This is a genomic window from Pantoea sp. RIT413 (genome assembly GCF_003057675.2).
GTDB classification, from domain to species: domain Bacteria; phylum Pseudomonadota; class Gammaproteobacteria; order Enterobacterales; family Enterobacteriaceae; genus Pantoea; species Pantoea eucrina.
The window spans coordinates 189,861-211,780 of sequence record NZ_QBJB02000001.1; the positions used below are offsets into that span (position 1 = coordinate 189,861).

Sequence of the window (21,920 nt, forward strand, 5' to 3'; positions counted from 1 at the left end):
GAAGGAGTGACGAATGAATACAACCACTTTTTCATGGCTTAGCGTTTATGCTTTCTCATTTGCCTTCTGGGCAGCGGCAGCCTGGGCTCTTATGTAACCGACGCTTCTTATCACCGAATTTATGGAAATGCCCCGACTCAGGTCGGGGCATTTTTGTTTGTAGCACCCAGTGCCCTTTCGGGTTGTTATCAAAACGTTAACGAAAATGTGGTCTATCTTTAAGCTAAACCTTGCACTCTCTGAGGTTTAGCCTAAGGAATTAAAGGAGGAGACATGTCGTTAACATTACGCGAGCAAAGTCAGGATACGCTGGCGGTCGGGGCACACACCTATCATTATTACAGTCTGGCTAAAGCCGCACAGCATACCGGCAATATTGATCGCTTACCGAAATCGATGAAAGTGCTGCTGGAAAACCTGCTGCGCTGGCAGGATGGCGAGTCCGTTACCCTTGAAGATATTCAGGCGCTGGCAGACTGGCAGCAAACCGCCCACGCTGACCGGGAGATTGCATATCGTCCGGCACGCGTGCTGATGCAGGATTTTACCGGCGTACCCGCCGTGGTCGATCTTGCCGCTATGCGCGAAGCAGTCGCACGACTGGGCGGAGATGTGGCAAAAGTTAACCCTTTGTCCCCGGTGGATCTGGTTATTGACCACTCCGTAACCGTCGATCGCTTCGGTAACGATGACGCCTTTGGCGAAAACGTCAGGCTGGAGATGGAACGTAATCACGAGCGCTACGTTTTCCTGCGCTGGGGACAGAAAGCGTTCAACCGGTTCCGCGTGGTGCCGCCGGGTACCGGCATCTGTCATCAGGTTAATCTGGAATATCTGGGTAAATCCGTCTGGCATGAAGAGCTGGAGGGCAAAAACGTTGCCTGGCCTGATACGCTGGTGGGTACCGACTCGCATACCACGATGATCAATGCGCTGGGCGTGCTGGGCTGGGGCGTTGGCGGCATCGAAGCGGAAGCGGCTATGCTGGGTCAGCCGGTTTCAATGCTTATTCCCGATGTGGTTGGCTTTAAGCTGACTGGCAAACTGCGTCCGGGCATTACCGCGACCGATCTGGTGCTGACCGTTACCCAGATGCTGCGTAAGCATGGCGTTGTCGGCAAATTTGTCGAATTCTACGGTGACGGGCTGGCCGATCTGCCGCTGGCCGATCGCGCAACGATCGCTAACATGGCACCAGAATATGGTGCCACCTGCGGTTTCTTCCCGATTGATGACGTCACCCTGAGCTATATGACGCTGACCGGGCGCGATGAGCAGCAGGTTAAATTGACGGAAGCGTATGCGAAGCAGCAGGGCCTGTGGCGAAATGCGGGCGACGAGCCGATCTTTACCAGCACGTTGGCGCTGGATATGGCTGACGTCGAATCGAGTATCGCAGGACCTAAGCGCCCGCAGGATCGGGTGGCGCTGGGCGATGTGCCCGCCGCGTTTGCCGCCAGTAATGAGCTGGAGATCAACCACGCACAAAAGCCGCATAAAGCGGTCAGTTACCGCGACAGTGAAACCCGCCAGTCGCATCAGCTTGATGATGGTGCGGTAGTTATTGCCGCGATTACTTCCTGTACCAATACGTCAAACCCCAGCGTGCTGATGGCCGCCGGCCTGCTGGCAAAAAAAGCGGTTGAGCGCGGGCTGAAGCGCCAGCCGTGGGTAAAAGCTTCCCTGGCCCCCGGATCAAAAGTGGTATCTGACTATCTGGCCACAGCCCGTCTCACGCCTTACCTGGACAAACTCGGTTTCAACCTGGTGGGGTATGGCTGTACAACCTGTATTGGTAACTCAGGGCCGCTGCCGGATGAGATCGAAAGCGTTATAAAAGAGGGCGATCTGACCGTTGGCGCCGTGCTCTCCGGGAACCGTAATTTTGAAGGCCGTATACATCCGCTGATTAAAACTAACTGGCTGGCTTCACCCCCGCTGGTGGTGGCCTATGCGCTGGCCGGCAATATGAACATCAATCTGCAGAGCGAGCCTATCGGTCAGGATCAGACCGGCAAAGATGTTTATCTCAAAGATATCTGGCCATCACCGGAAGAGATCGCCGCCTCGGTGCAGCTGGTTAACAGCAGCATGTTCCGCAAAGAGTATGCGGAAGTGTTTGACGGAACGCCGGACTGGCAGCAAATCTCCGTGAGTGAAGCGGCAACCTACGACTGGGATGAAGGATCGACCTATATCCGCCTTTCACCTTTCTTTGATGACATGGAGAAAACGCCAAAGCCGGTTGAAGATATTCGCGGCGCCCGTATTCTGGCGATGCTGGGTGACTCAGTCACCACTGACCACATTTCGCCTGCGGGGAGTATTAAGGCTGAGAGTCCGGCGGGACGCTATCTGCTGGCGAAAGGCATAGAGCGTAACGACTTTAACTCCTACGGGTCGCGCCGTGGTAACCATGAAGTAATGATGCGCGGTACCTTTGCCAATATTCGTATCCGCAATGAAATGGTGCCCGGTACGGAAGGCGGCTACACCCGGCATTTTCCGGGTAATGAAACGCTGGCTATTTATGATGCCGCAATGAAATATAAAGAAGAGGGCGTGCCGCTCGCCGTGGTGGCCGGGAAAGAGTACGGTTCAGGTTCCAGCCGCGACTGGGCTGCTAAAGGACCGCGCCTGCAGGGAGTACGCGTCGTGATCGCTGAGTCTTTTGAGCGTATTCACCGTTCAAACCTGATTGGTATGGGGATCCTGCCGCTGGAGTTCCCGGCGGGCGTTACCCGTAAGACGCTGCAGTTAACCGGTGAGGAGCGGATAGATATTGCTGACCTGGCGCAGCTGACGCCGGGCTGCACGGTCAATGTTACTCTGACCCGCGCAGACGGCAGTGAGGAGCAGGTGGCCGCACGCTGCCGTATCGATACGGCAACGGAACTGACTTACTACCGCAATGACGGCATACTGCACTATGTTATCCGCAATATGCTGAACTAAAAAAAGCCGGGCTTGCCCGGCTTCTTTTCTCTCAGGATTTCGGCAGCAGATGCCCCATCTTTTCCGCTTTGGTATCGAGATAGTGGGCATTTTTTGGATTGCGCCCGACGATCAGCGGCACGCGCTCAACAATATTAATGCCCGCTTCGCTGAGGATCTCAACCTTGCGCGGATTATTTGTCAGCAGGCGCACTTCATCGATACCCAGTAATTTGAACATATCAGCGCACAGGGTGAAATCACGCTCATCAGCGGCAAAGCCCAGCTGATGGTTCGCCTCGACGGTGTCATAGCCTTTATCCTGCAGCGCATAGGCGCGGATTTTGTTCAGTAAACCGATATTACGGCCTTCCTGACGGTGATACAGCAGCACCCCGCGCCCCTCTTCAGCAATCGCTGTTAACGCCGCTTCAAGCTGAAAGCCGCAGTCGCAGCGCAGACTGAACAGCGCATCACCGGTCAGACACTCAGAGTGGACACGCGCCAGCACCGGCGTATGATCGCTGATATCACCGTAAACCAGCGCCACATGATCGTGGCCGGTTGCCAGTTCTTCAAAACCTACCATCAGGAAATCTCCCCATGGCGTGGGCAGTTTAGCTTCTGCTACCCGTTTAAGCTGCATGTGATTCTCCAGAACCTTCAGAGGATGCGCTATCATCTTGATAACGCACGGGCCGACTGACCCGAAAATTGTGTCTATTGTGCCATATCCACAAGCAGGCCCGCTAATCAGTCAGAAAGATTGTAGTGATAAAGCACGATTATCCAAGCCGCTTTAGGTATGTTATTCTTTTTTCAGCTAAAGTTATTCAGTAAACGCATCATAACTCGCAGGAAAAGCCAAAGTATGTTGAAAATAGTGCAGCGCACGACTCTGGGTGCCCTCTTATTAATTGCGATGCCACTCTGCGTCTGGCTGTCGGGCTGGCAATGGCAGCCGGGTGAAAGCGGGGGAGTGCTGCGCTTTTTGTTCTGGATGACGGAAACCGTCACCAGCCCGTGGGGGATTATCACCAGCAGCGTGCTGAGCGCCTGGATGCTGTGGTGTCTGCGCTTCCGCCTTAAGCCTGCTATCCTGCTGCTGATTATCATGAATGGCGCGATTCTCGCCGGGCAGTACACGAAGTCATGGATTAAAGAGCAGGTGCAGGAGCCGCGACCCTATGTGGTCTGGCTGGAGCAGCAGCATGGCATCAGCAACGATGAATTTTATCAGCTGAAACGGCAACAGCGGGGCGAGATGGTTAATGGGCTGCTGGCCAGCGATACGCAAATTCCCCGCTGGTTAAAGCAGCACTGGGCATTTGAAACAGGATTTGCTTTTCCTTCCGGCCATACTATGTTTGCTGCCAGCTGGGCGCTGCTGGCAATGGGCCTGCTCTGGCCGCGTCGCCGGGTGGTGACGCTGGTGGTGCTGTTCAGCTGGGCCATTATGGTGATGGGCAGCCGGCTGGTGCTGGGTATGCACTGGCCGCGCGACCTGATTGTCGCAACCCTTATCTCCTGGCTGCTGGTGACCGTCGCGACCTGGCTGGCGCAGCGCTTTTGCGGTCCGCTTACGCTTCCGCCTGATGAGCAGCGCGAAGTCAAAGCGCGGGACGATGGATTGTAATCAGCCGAACTGCCCCCATATAGCTGATTACGCTTGCGCAAAGCCAGCTAACTGATAACGTGAAAGCAGCATGGTACGCGCTTTTTTGGCATACTCTATTGGAAACTCTACGACAGGACGCATTGTGAAATATTTGCTGATTTTTCTGGTGGTACTGGTCATTTTTATCATTTCAGTGACGCTGGGTGCTCACAATGATCAGGTGGTGACGTTCAACTATCTGCTGGCGCAGGGTGAATTTCGTATCTCCACGCTGCTTGCGGTGCTGTTTGGCGCCGGTTTTTTACTGGGCTGGGCAATCTGCGGACTATTCTGGTTACGCATCCGCGTTTCACTGGCACATGCTCAGCGTAAACTGAAGCGTATGCAGGCGCAAAACGAACACGCTTCGGCAGCCACCACCGTATCGACTACAGGTCGTCGGGATTAATGTTCAATGCATGAATTGCTGTTTCTGCTTCTCCCGGTCGCAGCGGCCTACGGCTGGTATATGGGACGACGCAGCGCGTACCAGAATAAGCAACAGGAAGCGAACCGCCTGTCACGAGAGTATGTGGCCGGGGTAAACTTTCTGCTTTCAAATCAGCAGGATAAAGCCGTCGATCTGTTTCTCGACATGCTGAAAGAAGACAGTGGTACGGTTGAGGCGCACCTGACGCTCGGTAATCTGTTTCGCTCACGCGGCGAGGTAGATCGCGCTATACGTATTCACCAGTCGCTGATGGAAAGCGCCTCGCTTACCTACGACCAGCGACTGCTGGCGATTCAGCAGCTTGGCCGCGACTATATGGCGGCGGGCCTCTACGATCGCGCAGAAGATATGTTCAGTCAGCTAACGGATGAAACCGATTTTCGCATTGCCGCTCTGCAGCAGCTGCTGCTGATTCATCAGGCAACCAGCGACTGGCAGAAAGCGATCGACGTTGCTGAGAAGCTGGTAAAACTGGGAAAAGAGAAGCAAAAAGGCGAGATTGCGCACTTCTATTGTGAGCTGGCGCTGCAGGCGATGAGCAGTGACGATCTCGATCGCGCAATGTCGCTGCTGAAAAAAGGTGAATCGGCCGATCATCAGAGCGCGCGCGTTTCCATCATGATGGGACGCATCCTGATGGAGCAGGGGGAGTATGCGAAAGCAGCACAGCGTCTGCAGCGGGTGCTGGATCAGGATAAAGAACTGGTCAGCGAAACGCTGCCGATGCTGGAAACCTGCTATCAGCGGCTGGCGCAGCCAGAGGTGTGGGCCGGTTATCTGCAGCGCTGTACCGAAGAGAATACCGGTGCCGCCGCTGAGCTCTATCTGTCAGATATTCTGGAGCAGCAGCAGGGGCCGGAAGCGGCACAGCTCTATATTAATCGCCAGCTGCAGCGTCATCCGACCATGCGCGTCTTCCACCGGCTAATGGACTTTCACCTGCATGAAGCGGAAGATGGCCGGGCAAAAGAGAGTCTGATGGTTCTGCGCGATATGGTTGGTGAACAGATCCGCACCAAACCGCGCTATCGTTGCCATAAATGCGGTTTTACCGCCTACGCACTTTACTGGCACTGCCCATCCTGCCGGGCATGGTCTTCAATAAAACCGATCAGAGGACTTGACGGGCAGTAACAGCTATTTTAAAAAAAACAGGCACAATAGTTACAACGTACTTTTCTAATAATCGCCTTATCGCGCATCAGACACCGGCATATGGCTCAACAGGTCACGTATCCCGGGCGTAAGATTGTTCTGCCGCAGCATGGCAGGTAGAATGCAGGCCGTTTGTTGCCCCTGTGCCTGCTTATGAGGAAACGTTATGTCTGTAACCCCTTCACCCATTCTGGTGGCGCTCGACTACAGTAATCTGGATGACGCACTGCGATTTGTGGACCGTATTGATCCTGCTCAGTGTCGCCTCAAAGTAGGCAAAGAGATGTTCACGCTGTTTGGTCCGTCAGTGGTCCGGACATTGCAGGCACGCGGATTCGATCTCTTTCTCGATCTGAAATTTCACGATATCCCCAACACCACCGCACATGCCGTAGCCGCTGCCGCAGAGCTGGGCGTCTGGATGGTGAACGTGCACGCCAGCGGGGGAGCACGCATGATGCAGGCTGCACGCGAGGCGCTGCTGCCTTTTGGAAAAGATGCACCGCTGCTGATTGCTGTAACCGTGCTGACCAGCATGGATGAAGAGGATCTGCGCGGACTGGGCATCACCCTGTCACCGGCGCAACAGGCAGAGCGGCTGGCGCGCCTCACGCAACAGTGTGGCCTGGATGGTGTCGTCTGCTCAGCCCATGAAGCGGCTGCATTCAAACAGGCGTTCGGCAGCGAATTTGCGCTGGTCACGCCCGGTATTCGACCGGCAGGCAGCGACGCTGGCGATCAGCGCCGTATTATGACGCCCCTGCAGGCGAAGCAGGCCGGGGTTGATTATATGGTTATCGGCCGTCCGGTTACGCAGTCAGCCGATCCCGCTGCCACGCTGCAGCAGATTATTACATCGTTACAGGAGGCGTAATGGCGCAGGACAATCCACTGGTTTACTCCACCGACAGCGGGCGTATTGTGCCGGCAGAGGAGAAGCCACAGCGACCGCGCGGCGACGGTATTGTACGCATTCAGCGTCAGACCAGCGGACGTAAAGGCAAGGGCGTCTGTCTGATCACCGGTATCGATCTGGACGACAGCGCGCTGGCTACTCTTGCCGCAGAACTGAAGAAAAAGTGCGGCTGCGGGGGGGCGGTAAAAGAGGGCGTGATTGAGATTCAGGGGGATAAACGTGACCTGCTCAAAACGCTGCTCGAAGCCAAAGGCATGAAGGTTAAGCTGGCGGGCGGTTAATGAAAGCGGGCCACGCATTGTGGCCCGGACAAAAGGGTGTCTGCTGTGTAGCCTGCAAAAAATTAACGGTCGATTTGATGGCCGATAATACCGCCCACCGCCGCGCCGCCCACGGTACCCAGGCCACTGCCGTTGGTCAGGACTGAACCACCAATAGCACCGGCACCGGCACCAATTGCCGTGTTGCGATCGCGTTTAGACCAGTTTGAACAGCCGCTCAGCGCAACAACTAATGTTGCTGCCAGCACGGCAACGGATACACGTTTCACTGTTGTAGTCATAGATATCTCCTTGATGATTGGCTCAGAGGCAACAGCAATAAGTATAGATGCCCGACGGCAAAGTTCTTTATTCCCGGATGGAAAAGTTGGGCCAGGCCGCCGGGTTTATGCTGTCTGCCAGCGTAAATATCCTGAAACCGAATGGTCCTGTTTAATTTTAAACGCTGCGGCGCAGTCGTCAGACAGAAAACGCTGAATCTGCGCCGCATTTATGACGAGACAGCGACTTTCCACTGAGCATTCAGCCATTCCTTCCATAACATCCGATCCCCTCTCTGCGCACAATCTCTCTATCACAGACTGGTGGAGAACAATGATGCTGGAAGCGCTAAAGCAGCAGGTACTGGAAGCGAATCTCGATTTACCGCGCTACAACCTGGTCACGTTCACCTGGGGCAACGTCAGCGCCATTGACAGAGAGCAGGGTGTACTGGTGATCAAGCCTTCAGGGGTGCGATATGAAAAGATGCAGCGGGATGACATGGTAGTGGTAGATCTGGAGAGTGGTGCGGTGATCGAAGGCGCGCTACGACCCTCATCGGACACGGCCACGCATCGTGCGCTTTATCAGGCGTGGCCCGATATTGGCGGTATCGTTCATACGCACTCGCGGCATGCAACCATCTGGGCACAGGCAGGACGCGACATACCCGCCTGGGGCACGACCCACGCGGATGATTTCTACGGCACGATCCCCTGCACCCGCGCCATGCTGCGCATGGAGATCGAGCAGGAGTATGAGTGGAATACCGGACAGGTCATCATCGAAACTTTTGCCCATCGTAATATTCAGCCCGCCGCAATTCCCGCAGCGCTGGTTAACTCTCACGGGCCTTTCGCATGGGGCAGCGATGCGGCGGCGGCAGTACACAGTGCGGTGGTCCTGGAGGAGGTCGCCTATATGGCGCTGCATACCGAACAGCTGCGAGCTGAACTCCCGCCTATCTCGCAAAATCTGCTGGATCTGCACTACCTGCGCAAACATGGTAAAAATGCGTGGTATGGACAATAAGGCTGTTCTTACAGCCTCAGGCGCCTGCGGGCGCTTTTTTTATCGCTGCATCAGTAAATTCCTGGCTAACGATGCGTGATTCACGCGCGTGCAGTGTGCTAAATCGTCTTTATTCACAACGCGTTAGGCGATCTCATGTACTCTGGCTTTCGCTCTGCTCTATCCTGAAATGGCGCTAATGATTTTTCACCCCCCTGTTCAGGGATACTTCTGGATTTTGCTTTATAAATCAATCTCTCATTTGGTCTGGCCTCACTCTGCATTACGCTGATGTGGCGTTAAACGCATCACATAAATATTAGAGGATGAGACTATGACCGTTATTAACCAACCAACCTGCCGCCTGTTTACCGAAGCGGGACAGACCACCCAACTTGTTGCTTACTACGAGGAAGGGCGTCGCACCATGTGGATGATGTTGCGGGCTCAGCCACGCCCAAGCTTCAACCATGAATTAATCGAGGAGATCATGAACCTGAGCTATACGGCTCAGCGCTCCGGACTGCCGATCGATTTCTGGGTAACCGGCTCTTTAGTCCCACAGATGTTCAACGCCGGTGGCGATCTGCGCTTTTTTGTTGAGTGCATTCGCAACAACCGTCGCGAAGCGCTGCGTGCCTATGCCCGGGCCTGCGTCGACTGCATTCACTCGGCGGCTCGCGGGTTTGATACTGGCGCGGTAACGCTGGCGATGATTGAAGGCAGCGCTCTGGGCGGAGGCTTTGAGGCCGCGCTGGCGCACCATTTCATTCTGGCACAGAACAGCGCGCGTCTCGGTTTCCCGGAGATTGCGTTTAATCTGTTCCCGGGAATGGGTGGCTATTCGCTGGTCGCGCGTCGTTCCGGTATGAAGCTGGCGGAAGAGCTGATCTGTGAAGGAGAGTCGCACAGTGCAGAGTGGTATGAGACGCGCGGCCTGGTCGATAAAGTGTTCCAGCCGGGTGAAGCGTACCGCGCGACGCGCACCTTTATCGATACCTTACGGCCGAAGCTGAATGGCGTGCGTGCCATGCTGAAAGCGCGCCAGCGCGTACTGCAGCTGTCACGTGCTGAACTGATGGATATTACGGAGGACTGGGTAGATTATGCCTTTACGCTTGAACCCAAGGATATCGCCTATATGGAGCGCCTGGTGCAGTTACAAAATCGCCACAGTGCTTCATTACGTAAAGCCGGATAACACTTCCGCGCAGCGTTAAACACGGGCAGGATGCTTCAGCCAATGCCCGAGCTGTTCTGCGGGCATTGGTTTGGCGTAAAAATAGCCCTGGCGCCCATCCACACCGTTAGTGAGAACAAATTTCTCTTCCGCTTTGGTTTCAATACCCTCTGCAATCACCTGCAGCTCAAGGGCTTTGGCAACCGCCACAATCGCGCGCACTAAAGATTGCGAAACCGGTTGTTTGTTGATATCCCGGACAAAACTCTGATCCAGCTTAATGGCATCAATGGGTACCCGTGCCAGCTGAGAAAGGGAGGAGTAGCCGGTGCCAAAGTCATCAAGATGTACCTGCGCCCCAAGCTCCTGAAACTGTTTCATGAGCTTAAGCGCACCCGCTTCATTCTCAATCAGGCAGCTTTCAGTTAATTCAATATCGATCGGGGATTCCGTCAGCCCCGCTTCGCCCAGCGCATTTTTCAAATCGCTGTAGATGCTCTGATCGATAAGCTGTTTCGCGGAGACGTTGACGGCAACGCGCAGAAAAATGCCTTCACTGCGCCACTTTATAATCTGCTGCAGCACATTAAGCATGACCCAGCGGCCCAGCGGGACAATGAGACCGGACTCTTCGGCATAGGGGATAAAGTCGCCGGGCGAGACCATGCCGCGTTCCGGAGAGTTCCAGCGTACCAGCGCTTCGGCGCTGCGCACCTCGCCGTCGCGATCGACCTTAGGCTGGTAATAGACCACCAGGTGATCCTGCTCCAGCGCTTTACGCAGATTGGTATCGAGCCAGAGGTATTCAAAGACCCGCTTGTTCATTTCGCTGGTGAAGATGCAGAACTTGCCGCGGCCATTCTCTTTGGCATGATACATGGCCGTATCCGCATTGCGGATCAGGCTTTCGCGATCTTCACCATGCAGGGGAGCCAGTGAGATCCCGATAGAACAGCCGCTGTAAACCTCAATAAGCCCGATGCGAAAGGGCTGCCGCAGCCGCTCAAGGATACGCGACGACATCGCCTCCAGCGCCGCCTGACTGGTATGCTCAGCCAGCACCACAAATTCATCGCCGCCAAGACGCGCCAGCGTCTGATCTTTGCCCAGGCAGCTGAGGATAGCCAGCGATACCGCCTGCAGCAGCTGATCGCCGAACATATGACCGTAAGCGTCATTTACCTTTTTAAAATTGTCGAGATCGAGGTAGACCACGCCGGTCTGAGAACCGTTCGCCAGCTCCAGTGCCAGGCTAATTTGCTGGTGAATAGCGTTACGATTAGGCAAACCCGTGACCGTATCGGTATTTGCCAGCACCCGAAGCCGCTCCTGTGCCCGTCGCTCTTCGGTGATATCCGTACCAGAACAGATGAGGAAAATTTCATTTTTCCCGCTGCCGCTGTGAACGAACTTATTACGGAACAGAAACAGTCGCTGACCCTTTTTGGTTTTGACCCAGCGCTCAACTTCATACGAATTTCCGTCGCGGAAAAAACCGGTGATATTACGGCGTGAAGCCTGCGCCTCCTGCCGGGTCATAAATAGCTGAAAGACGTTACGACCGATAACTTCCTGCTCTTTCAGGCCGGTATACTCTTCACTCAAACGATTAAAGCGCTGAATGTTACCGCGCTGGTCGAGGATAACGATAACCGAGTTAGCTTCAGATACCACCTGTTCGGCGAAAGAGAGTCCCTGGGTGAGATCGCGGGCAACCGACGACGTATCACCCCATGCAGAGGCGGTGCCGGCCCAGGTAGACTGGTTCACTTTACGTCCGACAAAGTGCATTGGCACCGGGGTTCCGTGCAGCGGCAGAGTAAGATTAATGCTGGAGGTGATCACCGTCATCGCCCGTAACAGACTGGCCTGCGCCGGAGTAAGCGAAACGGCCAGATTGGTATTGGCATTTTCATCTTCGGCAAAATGCAGTGCGTCACTGTCAGAGGTTAACCGCCAATGGGGGCTGGTGGTGCCAAACAAGGCATACAGCAAGGTTTGCCCCTGTTCATCGGTCATTTAAACTTCCTCCGGCCATGTCTCTAAGACTCTATCTCATTATTTTAGCAACAGTATTCAACCTCCTGCGTAAGCACAAGATGCAAACCGAATATATTTTTGTTTTTATTAAAGAATGGCACGAAAAAGCCCCGAAAACGGGGCTTATAATCATCAGCAGGGACATCTGCCGGGGTTTCCAGCCTGGCTCGGAAAGCGGGCATTGAGACAGTGCCGGTGAAAAGTGCGCTCATCCATGGGCGGCGTTTCAGGATGATGGAGGCGCATATGCTTCAGATAAGTTTGATAATCGTGCACGCCAACCATTAAACGAAAGCTCTGCTGCAATCCGCGCCAGATTTGCTGCCAGCGGGAGAGCGGCGGGGTATCAGCGGCACTCACTATCAGTAAGCAGCGCTTTATCTGCCAGCCTGCGCCGGGAGGCGTCCAGCGATAGATGGACTCAGACATTGCGTACCTCCTTACGCAGTGAAACCTCTGCTTCGCGCACGGTCGGTGACGTGCTGCGGAGCGCACGACGAATAACAAAGAAGGCGGCAACCAGCATGGTGACTGCAACCAGCATAAAGAAGCCGCACAGCGCCGCGTTGATCTGATTGCTGAAGATAATGGTCTGCATATCCGCCACGCTTTTGGCCGGGGCGATCACGATGCCATTGTCGATGCCCTGCTGAAATTTGCGCGCCTGAGCCAGAAAGCCGATGGCGGGTTTTTCATGAAAAATCTTCTGCCAGCCCGCGGTCATCGAGGTGATAAATAACCATGCGGTAGGGAGAATAGTGACCCACGCGTAGCGCTGTTTTTTCATCTTAAACAGCACCACTGTCCCGAGGATCAGCGCCATTGAGGCGAGCATCTGGTTACCAATGCCGAACAGCGGCCACAGCGTATTGATCCCGCCCAGCGGATCGACCACCCCCTGATAGACAAAAAAGCCCCAGCCGGCAACGGCAACGGTGGTGCCGGCCATATTCCCCAGCCAGGAGCGGTTGCTGCCCATTGCCGGAACCACGGTACCCACTAAGTCCTGCACCATAAAACGGCAGGCGCGGGTGCCGGCATCCACGGCGGTCAGGATAAATAAGGCCTCAAACAGAATGGCAAAGTGATACCAGAACGCCATCATCGCGCGACTGTTGAATACCTCGGTGATGATGTGTGCCATACCCACGGCGAAGGTGGGTGCGCCACCGGCGCGTGAGAGCACCGTACTTTCACCGACGTCACGTGCAATGCCGCTCAGCATCTCCGGCGTGACAACAAAGCCCCAGCCATTAATCACCTGCGACGCGTTCTCGACGGTGGTTCCAATCAGCGCAGCCGGGGAGTTCATGGCGAAGTAGACGCCCGGGTCCAGTACCGAGGCGCAGATCAGCGCCATAATAGCCACGAACGACTCCATCAGCATGGCGCCGTAACCGATAAACCGGATATGGCTTTCGCGCTCTACCAGTTTAGGCGTGGTGCCGCTGGAGACCAGCGCATGAAACCCGGAGATAGCCCCGCAGGCAATAGTGATAAACAAAAACGGGAAGAGCGCACCGGAGAACACCGGGCCGGTGCCATCAATGAATTTTGTGACCGCCGGCATTTTCAGCTCCGGCATAGCAAACAGAATTCCTATTGCCAGCCCGACAATAACGCCAATCTTCAGGAAGGTGGAGAGGTAGTCGCGCGGTGCCAGCAGCAGCCAGACCGGCAGCGAAGAGGCGACGAAACCGTAGATCACCAGCACCCACGTCAGCTCTGTGCCTTTAAGGGTAAAGAAGGGGCCCCAGTAAGGATCGGCGGCCACATCGCCTCCATAGATAATCGCTGCTATCATCAGTACAAAACCGATAAGGGAAACCTCAGCAATTTTTCCCGGACGCAGAAAGCGCATATAGACGCCCATAAACAGCGCAATGGGAATGGTGGCTGCGATGGTGAAGAGTCCCCACGGGCTGTTAGCGAGTGCTTTAACCACCACCAGCGCCAGCGCAGAGAGAATAATGATCATCACGCCCAGCGCACCGAGCATCGTCACCACGCCAGCAAAAGAGCCCAGCTCCTGGCGCGCCATTTCACCCAGCGAGCGCCCGTCACGGCGGGTAGAGATAAACAGGATCAGGAAGTCCTGCACCGCGCCGGCGAGCATCACCCCCACCAGGATCCAGATAGTGCCCGGCAGAAAGCCCATCTGTGCCGCCAGGATCGGTCCGACCAGCGGTCCTGCACCGGCAATGGCGGCAAAGTGGTGACCAAACAGCACCCATTTGTTGGTCGGAACATAATCCAGACCATCGCTGAGTCGCTCTGCCGGCGTACGGCGGCGATCGTCAAGTTCGAAGATGCGGCGGGCGATAAACAGGCTATAGAAGCGGTAGGCGATGCTGTAGCAGGCGACCGATGCAATAACCAGCCAGACCGCATTGACATGTTCGCCGCGACTGAGCGCAAGCATGGCAAATGCGCCAGCACCGATTAACGCCACTGCTAACCAGACGATGCCGGTTTTGACGTTGTTCATGAGTTAACTCCTTGTAGAGGCCGGAAAAACAGGCAAGCGAAATACAACGAGTTAAAAGTAAGGTAAAAAAATGTTAACGAAAGGTAGTAAAAGCAGAAGTGTGAAGCGCGATACAAATTTTAAAGCAGAGCAGAAAAGAAGAGGCGGGATAACATCTGTTATCCCGCACTATGAGCGCCGTCAGGCTGCCGGGCGGGCAACCACGCTGCGGGTCTCCATGCGCACTTCGGCGATGGTGACATCAATGATATCGGTGACGCGATACACCACTTCACCTTTAATCTGCACCGTGCCGCTCTCCTGCGAGCAGACCAGCTCATCGCGTACCGCATGAATAAACGGCGCCGGAATAAAGGCCACCGCACCGTTTTCCTGCAGGCGTACGCGCATACCACCGCGCGATACATCAATGATCTCGGCGCTGAATTTGCGCTCGCTGCCGGCGAAAGGCGTCAGGAAACGCGCATAAAGCCAGTCACCCACATCGCGCTCAGCCATCCGGTTAAGGCGGCGACGCTCACCCATGATAACCGTAACGTCACTCTGCGGACGGGCAATGCTCTCACCGCGTACAATAGCTTTCAGCAGGCGATGGTTGATCATATCGCCAAACTTACGGATAGGTGAGGTCCACGTCGCATAGGCATCCAGACCCAGACCAAAGTGCGGGCCGGGTTCGGTGCCAATCTCAGCAAAGCTCTGGAAACGGCGAATGCGGCTGTCGAGATACTGTGTCGGCTGCGCGTCGAGTTCGCGACGCATCTGACGGAACCCTTCCAGTGTCGTAATGGCCTGCGGATCGACGGTAATGCCGTGACCAGCCAGCACGCCGGCTACCTGTTCAGCGTTGGCCAGATCGAAGCCGGTGTGCAGGTTATAGATGCCAAAACCCAGTTTTTTCTGCAGCACGTTCGCCGCGCAGATGTTGGCCAGAATCATCGCCTCTTCAACCATGCGGTTAGCGATACGACGATGTTCAGCGATAATATCCAGCACTTCGCCTTTCTCTCCCAGCAGGAAGCGGAAATCGGGGCGATCTTTAAATACCAGCGCATGGGTCTGACGCCATTCACTGCGCGCCAGGCAGAGACGATGCAGCAGACGGATCTGCTCAGCAATCGCCTCATTTTCCGGCTGCCAGCTGCCGCTGTTTTCCAGCCAGTCTGAGACGTTGTCGTAAACCAGTTTGGCTTTGGATTCAATCCAGGCTGCAAAGAAATGCACGTCGTCAGCGAGTGCGCCATCCGGCTGGACCGTCACCCGGCAGGCGAGCACCGGACGTTTCTCATGCGGGCGCAGCGAACAGATATTATCGGAGAGCTCGCGCGGCAGCATAGGAATGTTAAAGCCGGGAAGGTAGTTGGTAAACGCGCGCCGGGCGGCCAGCTTATCAAGCTCGCTGCCTTCCGCTACGTAAGCGGTCGGATCGGCAATAGCGATGGTCAGCAGCAGGCTGCCATCCGCCTGCGCTTCCGCATAGAGCGCATCGTCCATATCCTGCGTACTGGCGCTGTCGATGGTGACAAAGTTCAGCGCGGTGAGATCTTCACGCGTCAGCTGCTCATCCAGCATTTCGCCGCATTCACTCTCTGGCGCTTCGCGCTCCAGGTTATGGCGCGACAGCGTGACCCACCACGGCGCCAGGTGGTCGTCTGCGGTAACGATAAATTCAGTCAGCTCAGCATAAAAGCCGCGATCGCCTTTCAGCGGATGGCGACGCATTTCAGCCACAGCCCAGTCACCGTTCCGGAAATCGTGCGTCAGACCGCGCACGGCGCGACACTGAATGGCATCTTTCAGCAGCGGATGATCCGGCACGATGGCGAGACGATCGTCTTTTTTCTGCACCCGGCCGACGAAGCGCGTCAGAAACGGCTCAATCAGGGTATCCGGCTCTGCACTTTCACGATCTTTATCGGTGTGGATCACCGCGGTGATACGATCGCCGTGCATCACTTTCTTCATTTGCGGTGGCGGAATGAAGTAGCTTTTCTGAGCATCAACTTCAAGGAAGCCAAAGCCTTTTTCTGTGCCTTTCACAACGCCTTCGGCGCGCGGAGTCTGCGCGTGAAGCTTCTCTTTCAGCTGCGCGAGCAGCGGGTTATCCTGGAACATAATTTAGTCAGTTTCGTGGCCTAAGAGCGGTGGACAGTTTTACGCGAATCAGGGGCGCGCGGCAAGGTTAAAACGGGTTAAAAAGCCGCAGAGCGCGGCTTTTGTTTCAGAGAATAACGCGTAATCAGGCGATACGCTGCGTGGGCAGGGCGGCGCTAAGCGTGAGCTTCACCGGCACCGATTTAGAGGTCGGCGTTCCGCTGATATCGCCGTAGCTTGAGAGCGGTACCAGCGGGTTGGTTTCCGGATAGTAGGCTGCGAGATTCCCGCGCGGAATGTTGTAAGGCACCAGTTTAAAGCCGCTGACGCGACGGGTCAGGCCATCATTCCAGAGGGTTTCAATATCCACCTGCTGACCTTCGGTAAAGCCCAGCGCCGCCATATCCTCAGGATGAATAAACACCACTTCACGCTGACCATAGACGCCGCGATAACGATCGTCGAGACCGTAAATCGTGGTGTTGTACTGATCGTGTGAACGCAGCGTCTGTAGCGTAAACGGCACGGTCACGTCGCTGCCGAGCTGAGGAAACAGCGAGTCGGGCAGGGCGGACGCGCTGAATTCAGCACGCTGCGATGGCGTATTAAAGCGCAGCTCTGCCGCCGCGTTGCCGAGATAAAAACCGCCAGGCTGGTCGCACTTTGTATTGAAATCAGCAAAGCCCGGGATCGTTGCGGCGATATGATCGCGGATAATATTGTAGTCCGCCGCCATGCCGAGCCAGTCGATATGATCGCTGCCCAGCGTCGCGTGGGCGATACCTGCCACAATGGCGGTTTCTGAACGCTGCGTCTCCGCCAGCGGGATGCCCACGCCTTCTGAAGCGTGAACCATACTGAATGAGTCCTCAACGGTAATGAACTGATTACCACCAGCCTGACGATCGCGCTCGGTGCGGCCCAGCGTAGGCAGGATCAGCCCTTCATGACCCGGCACCAGATGACTGCGGTTGAGCTTGGTGCTGATATGCACCGTCAGACCACAGTGCTGCAGCGCGGCTTCCGTAACCGGAGAGTCGGGCGCTGCCGCCGCCAGATTGCCGCCGAGAGCAATCAGCACTTTCACTTCATCACGCAGCATGGCGCCCAGCGCTTCAACGGTATTGTGACCGGCATTACGCGGGGGTTCAAAACCAAAATGGGCGCCCATGGCATCAAGGAAAGGCTTAGAAGGCTTTTCATCGATGCCCATGGTGCGGTTGCCCTGCACGTTGCTGTGGCCACGTACCGGGCAGAGGCCGGCACCTTTTTTACCCAGCTGACCAAACAGCAGCTGCAGGTTGACGATTTCGCGTACGGTGTCGACGGAGTGCTTATGCTGCGTGATCCCCATCGCCCAGGTGATAATCACCCGTTCCGTGCTCTGATAAATGGCCGCCGCTTCGCGGATCTGCGCTTCGCTCAGGCCCGACTGCTGCACAATCTGCTGCCACGAGGTGTTATCTACCGCGTCCAGATAGGCCTCAACGCCCTGCGTGTTTGCGGCGATAAACGTCCGATCGAAAATGCCCGGCTCACCGGCAGCAAGGCGCGCGCGCTCCACTTCCAGCAGCGCTTTCACCATGCCGCGCAGGGCGGCCATATCGCCACCGAGGTTGGGCTGATAGTAGGCGGAACTGATGGTGCCAGCTTTGGATGTGACCACTTCCAGCGGCTTTTGCGGATCGGCAAAGCGCTCCAGACCACGTTCACGCAGGGTATTAAATGTCACAATTTTAGCGCCGTGATCGGCAGCATGACGCAGGCTGTGCAGCATGCGCGGATGGTTGGTCCCCGGGTTTTGCCCGAGCACAAAAATGGCGTTAGCGTGATCGAAATCGTCGAGACGAATGGTGCCTTTTCCGACACCGATGCTGCGTTTCAGGCCGCTGCCGCTGGCTTCATGGCACATGTTGGAACAGTCAGGGAAGTTATTGGTGCCCATCACACGACCAAACAGCTGATAGAGCCAGGAGGCTTCATTGCTGGCGCGCCCGGAAGTGTAGAGTTCCAGCTGATCGGGATGGTCCATCGCTTTCAGGTGCTGAGCAATCAGCGCAAACGCCGCATCCCAGCTGATGGGTTCATAGTGATCAGTGGTGCTGTTATAGCGCATCGGATGCGTCAGACGCCCCTGATACTCGAGAAAATAGTCGCTCTGCTGATAGAGCGTGCTGACGCTGTGCTGAGCAAAAAACTCAGGCTCGACCACGCGTCGCGTCGCTTCCCAGGTCACCGCTTTGGCGCCGTTCTCACAGAAGCTAAACGTACTTTTATTATCATCGCCCCAGGCACAGCCGGGGCAGTCGAAGCCGCGCGCTTTGTTCATGCGCATCAGATTACGCATATTTTTCAGGGCAGCTTTGCTGTCAAATACGAAACGGGTGGTCGCTTCCAGTGAACCCCAGCCGCCAGCAGCAGCGCGGTAAGGCTGAATTTTACGTTTAAATTTCATGGTAGTCGCAGGCTTATTGTTTATGAGTTGTTATCAGAATATGTCTTCTGTTGAAAAGAAGTGTGCGACTGAGAACAGAGGTTGTCTAATTGATTGACTTAATTGAGCGATAGGCGGCGTTTATCGCCATGGCGGCAAACTGTGATCTACTTCAAATTACCTCAGCTCTGAGAGACACGCGGCTGCGTAAGCAGCGTAATAGTGGCTAATAATTGCTCTTTCACCGTGTGAAGGAGCGCGTCATGAAACAACTCACCAGCCAGATCCACGCGTTTGGTAAAGCGCTGATGATGCCTATCTCGGTTATCGCCGCCGCTGGCATATTTCTCGGACTGGCCGCCGCGCTGCAGAACCCGGCGATCACCGGTGAAGCCTTTGCACAGATGCAGGTGCCACAGCTGATCATCGGCTTTATCCGCAAGGTTGCCGGTGCACTTTTTGCCAACCTGCCGCTGTTCTTTGCCGTTGCCAGCGCAATCGGGCTGGCGAAAGCGGAGAAACCCACGGCCGCTTTTGCCGCCGTCATTGGTTATCTGATGATGAACACAGGCATCAGCGCCACCCTGGCAGCCAAAGGGCTGACCGCCGCAACCACCACGCCGCAGGCGCTGCAGCAGGCGGGGATGGATCAAACCAGCGCGATGATGCTGTCGGCAGAATATATCCAGATGCTGGGCATTTTTACCTACAACATGAGCGTACTGGGCGGGGTGATTGCCGGGCTGCTTACGGTAGTACTGCACAACCGCTTTTATACTCAGCAGCTTCCGGTGGCGATCAGCTTTTTTGGCGGACGCCGCTTTGTGCCGATTATTACCGTGGTTGTGCTGCCGCTGGCGGGCGTGCTGCTGGCGCTCATCTGGCCAACTATCGGAGCCGGTATTGCCTGGGTCGGAGAGATGATTGGTAAAAGCGGGCAATATGGCGCCTTTCTGCTGGGAGCGTGCGAACGGCTGCTGATCCCGACCGGCCTGCACCATATTCTGAACGAGACGGTGCGCTTTACTCCGATTGGCGGGATGGCCACCGTCGAGGGACAGAGCGTCGTCGGCGCGCTCAATATCTTTAACAGTTCGCTGACGCATCCGGGGGCGATTCCGGATGACACCGTACGCACCGCCACGCAGTTTCTGGCGCAGGGCAAAATCCCGGTCATGATGTTTGGTCTGCCGGCCGCCGCCCTGGCGATCTACCATACGGCCCGTCCGGAGCATAAGCAGCGGGTAAAAGCGCTGGTGCTGGCGGGGGCGCTGACCTCATTTACCACCGGTATTACTGAGCCGCTGGAGTTCTGTTTTATCTTTGTCTCACCAGTACTTTATGTGCTGCATGCGCTGCTGACCGGCCTCTCGTTTATGCTGATGTCGATGCTGCACCTGATGATTGGCAACGTGCAGGGCGGCGCTATCGATCTGGTGGTATTCGGCATTCTCGGCGGCAGTAAGACCCATTGGTGGTGGACGCTGGTGCTGGGTGCCTGTTACGCGCCGCTTTATTACTATCTGTTTCGCCTGGTCATCACGCGTATGGGGGTAGAGACGCCGGGACGCGAGAGTGAAGATGAGCAGAAAGCGCTGCAGGTCACGGCAGACGATCGTACCAGAGTCATTATCAGCGGTCTGGGCGGCGAAGCGAATATAGAGGAAGTCGATTGCTGCTTTACCCGCCTGCGGGTACGCGTCAAGGCAATGAATGAGGTAGTTGATCAGACGCTGCTTTCCACCGGAGCTAACGGCGTTAACCGCGTGACGGAACATGATGTGCAGGTGATCTATGGCCCGCAGGTTGAAAAAATTGCGAATGAAGTCAAACAGGCGCTCGGGGTAAGCTGATTTGTAAGCCTGCTAATAGTGAGGATCGCAATCATTGTTAAAAGCGTCGGGCGGATATTTGCGATAGTAACGCTGCCCTTTCAAGAGCTAAGCCATTGCGAGTGCCGGAGATAAGCGCCGGGTAGGGCATTACCCTGAAGCTGCCTGCGGGCAGCTTTTTTGTGCGCAGCGCTTACCGGTTATGAAGCGCAGAGTGCATAAAAAACCCACCTGTCGGTGGGCTGGCTGAGAACAACGCTGGCTCTTTATCCTGTAAACGCACTTACAGGAATCAGTAACACGTACCGCCAGCATGGTGCGAGCCGGTACCGCCGTGAGGGTGGGTCCCTTTAGGACAGGCAACCGCTGCCGTTGAAAAAACAAATGCTGCAGTTAAAACCAGAAGCGTGGCGACTTTTTTCATTTTTATAGTCCTTTTGCTGTGTGCAATCTTTGCACACCTAATGTATCAGAATAATCCTATAAGTAAATGTTTATTTATCATTAATGCTTATGAGTTATCCCCCAGCCCGTATCGCTTACCGGCTCAGGCAGAGCCAGCTGACAGCTGGCCAGACCGCGCTTGCCCCTCTGTTTGCTCTGTCCCGGCATCGTCGGGTAACCAATATGTTATAATCAGGTCATACGTTAAATTGCCTTCGCGGGCAGTATCAGTTTGCCATCGGGTAAGGCTCACCAGCTGCTTTAACAGCAATCTGAAAACGTCTGGCACCACAGTTATCCGCCGTTAGCTCATTGGACAGAGCGCTGGCTACTTAGGGCAGAGAGCGGGGTTAAAATCCCCGACGGCGGTCCAGCCCTCATTTTGCAACATTAAAGGCACTGCATCGGCAGTGCCTTTTTCGTTTTCACCCCCGCCAGTCAAAGCGATTTCAAATCTATCCGTTAGACAGCGGGCATCTTTTACACGCGAATAGCCGTAATCGCGGCCTTCTCATTATGATCAACTAAAGCTGCATCGGGCATTTAGCGGCGGGAAGGATCAGGGAAGTTCCTCAGGTGGCAGTGAGAAGTTTAACCGGGCTTGTTCTGTTCACCCTGTCATCAATCCCTGCACAGAAAAGGAGCCGCAGCTGCCGATACCGGCAAGCCTGCTCAGTAATTGCCCGGTGCCGGCTCTTCCGAAACTGACGACCTGGGGTGACAGCATCCTGCTTAACTTCCT

At 55.5% G+C, this 21,920-nt stretch carries 16 protein-coding genes and 1 tRNA gene; 10 read left to right on the forward strand and 7 right to left on the reverse strand.

Annotation, left to right across the window (positions count from 1 at the left end; genetic code table 11):
• Positions 1 to 273 precede the first annotated feature (273 nt).
• Positions 274 to 2,955: an aconitate hydratase AcnA gene (acnA, locus tag DBY66_RS00940; RefSeq protein WP_108569358.1), complete on the forward strand. Its 2,682-nt coding sequence runs from the start codon at positions 274 to 276 to the stop codon at positions 2,953 to 2,955.
• A gap of 31 nt (positions 2,956 to 2,986) precedes the next feature.
• Here acnA and ribA read toward each other — a convergent pair whose 3' ends face one another.
• Positions 2,987 to 3,580, reverse strand: a complete 594-nt coding sequence (gene ribA / locus DBY66_RS00945) for a GTP cyclohydrolase II (RefSeq protein WP_039384570.1) — start codon at positions 3,578 to 3,580, stop codon at positions 2,987 to 2,989.
• 225 nt (positions 3,581 to 3,805) lie between these two features.
• On the opposite strand from ribA, the gene pgpB reads away from it, so the two are divergent.
• From pgpB to yciH, 5 genes are all read left to right on the forward strand, one after another.
• Positions 3,806 to 4,570 (forward strand): phosphatidylglycerophosphatase B, encoded by a 765-nt coding sequence (pgpB, locus tag DBY66_RS00950; RefSeq protein ID WP_108569357.1) that lies wholly within the window; start codon positions 3,806 to 3,808, stop codon positions 4,568 to 4,570.
• A gap of 124 nt (positions 4,571 to 4,694) precedes the next feature.
• A complete protein-coding gene (locus DBY66_RS00955; protein WP_039384565.1) occupies positions 4,695 to 5,000 on the forward strand; it encodes a LapA family protein in 306 nt (101 codons plus the stop codon).
• A 6-nt stretch (positions 5,001 to 5,006) separates the two neighbouring features.
• Positions 5,007 to 6,176 carry a lipopolysaccharide assembly protein LapB gene (lapB, locus tag DBY66_RS00960; protein WP_039384563.1) on the forward strand — a complete coding sequence of 390 codons (1,170 nt, stop codon included), beginning with the start codon at positions 5,007 to 5,009 and terminating at the stop codon, positions 6,174 to 6,176.
• A gap of 187 nt (positions 6,177 to 6,363) precedes the next feature.
• Complete coding sequence (pyrF, locus tag DBY66_RS00965) at positions 6,364 to 7,071, forward strand: orotidine-5'-phosphate decarboxylase (RefSeq protein WP_039384561.1); 708 nt, start codon at positions 6,364 to 6,366, stop codon at positions 7,069 to 7,071.
• On the forward strand, positions 7,071 to 7,394 hold the full coding sequence (yciH, locus tag DBY66_RS00970) for a stress response translation initiation inhibitor YciH (RefSeq protein ID WP_039384559.1): 324 nt from the start codon (positions 7,071 to 7,073) through the stop codon (positions 7,392 to 7,394). Before pyrF ends, yciH begins: the two co-directional genes overlap by 1 nt.
• A 62-nt stretch (positions 7,395 to 7,456) precedes the next feature.
• On the opposite strand, the gene osmB is transcribed toward yciH, so the two are convergent.
• Entirely contained in the window at positions 7,457 to 7,675 is a 219-nt protein-coding gene (gene osmB, locus DBY66_RS00975; RefSeq protein ID WP_039384556.1) for an osmotically-inducible lipoprotein OsmB, read from the reverse strand.
• A 316-nt stretch (positions 7,676 to 7,991) separates the two neighbouring features.
• Between osmB and araD the strand changes: the two genes are divergently transcribed.
• Together araD and DBY66_RS00985 are read left to right on the forward strand one after the other, a co-directional pair.
• A complete protein-coding gene (gene araD, locus DBY66_RS00980; protein WP_039385955.1) occupies positions 7,992 to 8,687 on the forward strand; it encodes an L-ribulose-5-phosphate 4-epimerase in 696 nt (231 codons plus the stop codon).
• Positions 8,688 to 9,000: 313 nt separating this feature from the next.
• Positions 9,001 to 9,867: a crotonase/enoyl-CoA hydratase family protein gene (locus tag DBY66_RS00985; protein WP_039384553.1), complete on the forward strand. Its 867-nt coding sequence runs from the start codon at positions 9,001 to 9,003 to the stop codon at positions 9,865 to 9,867.
• Between the two features lie 15 nt (positions 9,868 to 9,882).
• On the opposite strand, the gene pdeR is transcribed toward DBY66_RS00985, so the two are convergent.
• The 5 genes from pdeR to DBY66_RS01010 all read right to left on the reverse strand — a co-directional run bounded on the left by pdeR (position 9,883) and on the right by DBY66_RS01010 (position 18,923).
• Positions 9,883 to 11,865: a cyclic di-GMP phosphodiesterase gene (pdeR, locus tag DBY66_RS00990; RefSeq protein WP_039384551.1), complete on the reverse strand. Its 1,983-nt coding sequence runs from the start codon at positions 11,863 to 11,865 to the stop codon at positions 9,883 to 9,885.
• Positions 11,866 to 12,018: 153 nt separating this feature from the next.
• Entirely contained in the window at positions 12,019 to 12,315 is a 297-nt protein-coding gene (locus DBY66_RS00995) for a CstA-like transporter-associated (seleno)protein (protein ID WP_039384547.1), read from the reverse strand.
• Positions 12,308 to 14,374 (reverse strand): carbon starvation CstA family protein, encoded by a 2,067-nt coding sequence (locus DBY66_RS01000; RefSeq protein ID WP_108569356.1) that lies wholly within the window; start codon positions 14,372 to 14,374, stop codon positions 12,308 to 12,310. The genes DBY66_RS00995 and DBY66_RS01000 overlap by 8 nt, the downstream gene beginning before the upstream one ends.
• A 180-nt stretch (positions 14,375 to 14,554) precedes the next feature.
• Positions 14,555 to 16,489: an exoribonuclease II gene (locus tag DBY66_RS01005; RefSeq protein ID WP_108569355.1), complete on the reverse strand. Its 1,935-nt coding sequence runs from the start codon at positions 16,487 to 16,489 to the stop codon at positions 14,555 to 14,557.
• Between the two features lie 124 nt (positions 16,490 to 16,613).
• Positions 16,614 to 18,923, reverse strand: coding sequence for an FdhF/YdeP family oxidoreductase (locus DBY66_RS01010; RefSeq protein ID WP_108569354.1), 2,310 nt, complete (start codon positions 18,921 to 18,923; stop codon positions 16,614 to 16,616).
• Between the two features lie 242 nt (positions 18,924 to 19,165).
• Here DBY66_RS01010 and DBY66_RS01015 point away from each other — a divergent pair, with 242 nt between their 5' ends.
• Both DBY66_RS01015 and DBY66_RS01020 read left to right on the forward strand, forming a co-directional pair.
• Positions 19,166 to 20,755 carry a PTS transporter subunit EIIC gene (locus tag DBY66_RS01015; protein WP_104085012.1) on the forward strand — a complete coding sequence of 530 codons (1,590 nt, stop codon included), beginning with the start codon at positions 19,166 to 19,168 and terminating at the stop codon, positions 20,753 to 20,755.
• 721 nt (positions 20,756 to 21,476) lie between these two features.
• Positions 21,477 to 21,551 (forward strand) — tRNA-Lys (locus DBY66_RS01020).
• Positions 21,552 to 21,920: the final 369 nt, after the last annotated feature.

Coding starts and splice junctions, on each gene's coding strand:
- DBY66_RS00995 (WP_039384547.1), bottom strand. CDS start 12,315: ATGTCTGAGTCCATCTATCGCTGGACGCCTCCCGGCGCAGGCTGGCAG.
- DBY66_RS01010 (WP_108569354.1), bottom strand. CDS start 18,923: ATGAAATTTAAACGTAAAATTCAGCCTTACCGCGCTGCTGCTGGCGGC.
- acnA (WP_108569358.1), top strand. CDS start 274: ATGTCGTTAACATTACGCGAGCAAAGTCAGGATACGCTGGCGGTCGGG.
- DBY66_RS01015 (WP_104085012.1), top strand. CDS start 19,166: ATGAAACAACTCACCAGCCAGATCCACGCGTTTGGTAAAGCGCTGATG.
- araD (WP_039385955.1), top strand. CDS start 7,992: ATGCTGGAAGCGCTAAAGCAGCAGGTACTGGAAGCGAATCTCGATTTA.
- osmB (WP_039384556.1), bottom strand. CDS start 7,675: ATGACTACAACAGTGAAACGTGTATCCGTTGCCGTGCTGGCAGCAACA.
- DBY66_RS01005 (WP_108569355.1), bottom strand. CDS start 16,489: ATGTTCCAGGATAACCCGCTGCTCGCGCAGCTGAAAGAGAAGCTTCAC.
- yciH (WP_039384559.1), top strand. CDS start 7,071: ATGGCGCAGGACAATCCACTGGTTTACTCCACCGACAGCGGGCGTATT.
- DBY66_RS01000 (WP_108569356.1), bottom strand. CDS start 14,374: ATGAACAACGTCAAAACCGGCATCGTCTGGTTAGCAGTGGCGTTAATC.
- pdeR (WP_039384551.1), bottom strand. CDS start 11,865: ATGACCGATGAACAGGGGCAAACCTTGCTGTATGCCTTGTTTGGCACC.
- DBY66_RS00985 (WP_039384553.1), top strand. CDS start 9,001: ATGACCGTTATTAACCAACCAACCTGCCGCCTGTTTACCGAAGCGGGA.
- pgpB (WP_108569357.1), top strand. CDS start 3,806: ATGTTGAAAATAGTGCAGCGCACGACTCTGGGTGCCCTCTTATTAATT.
- pyrF (WP_039384561.1), top strand. CDS start 6,364: ATGTCTGTAACCCCTTCACCCATTCTGGTGGCGCTCGACTACAGTAAT.
- ribA (WP_039384570.1), bottom strand. CDS start 3,580: ATGCAGCTTAAACGGGTAGCAGAAGCTAAACTGCCCACGCCATGGGGA.
- lapB (WP_039384563.1), top strand. CDS start 5,007: ATGCATGAATTGCTGTTTCTGCTTCTCCCGGTCGCAGCGGCCTACGGC.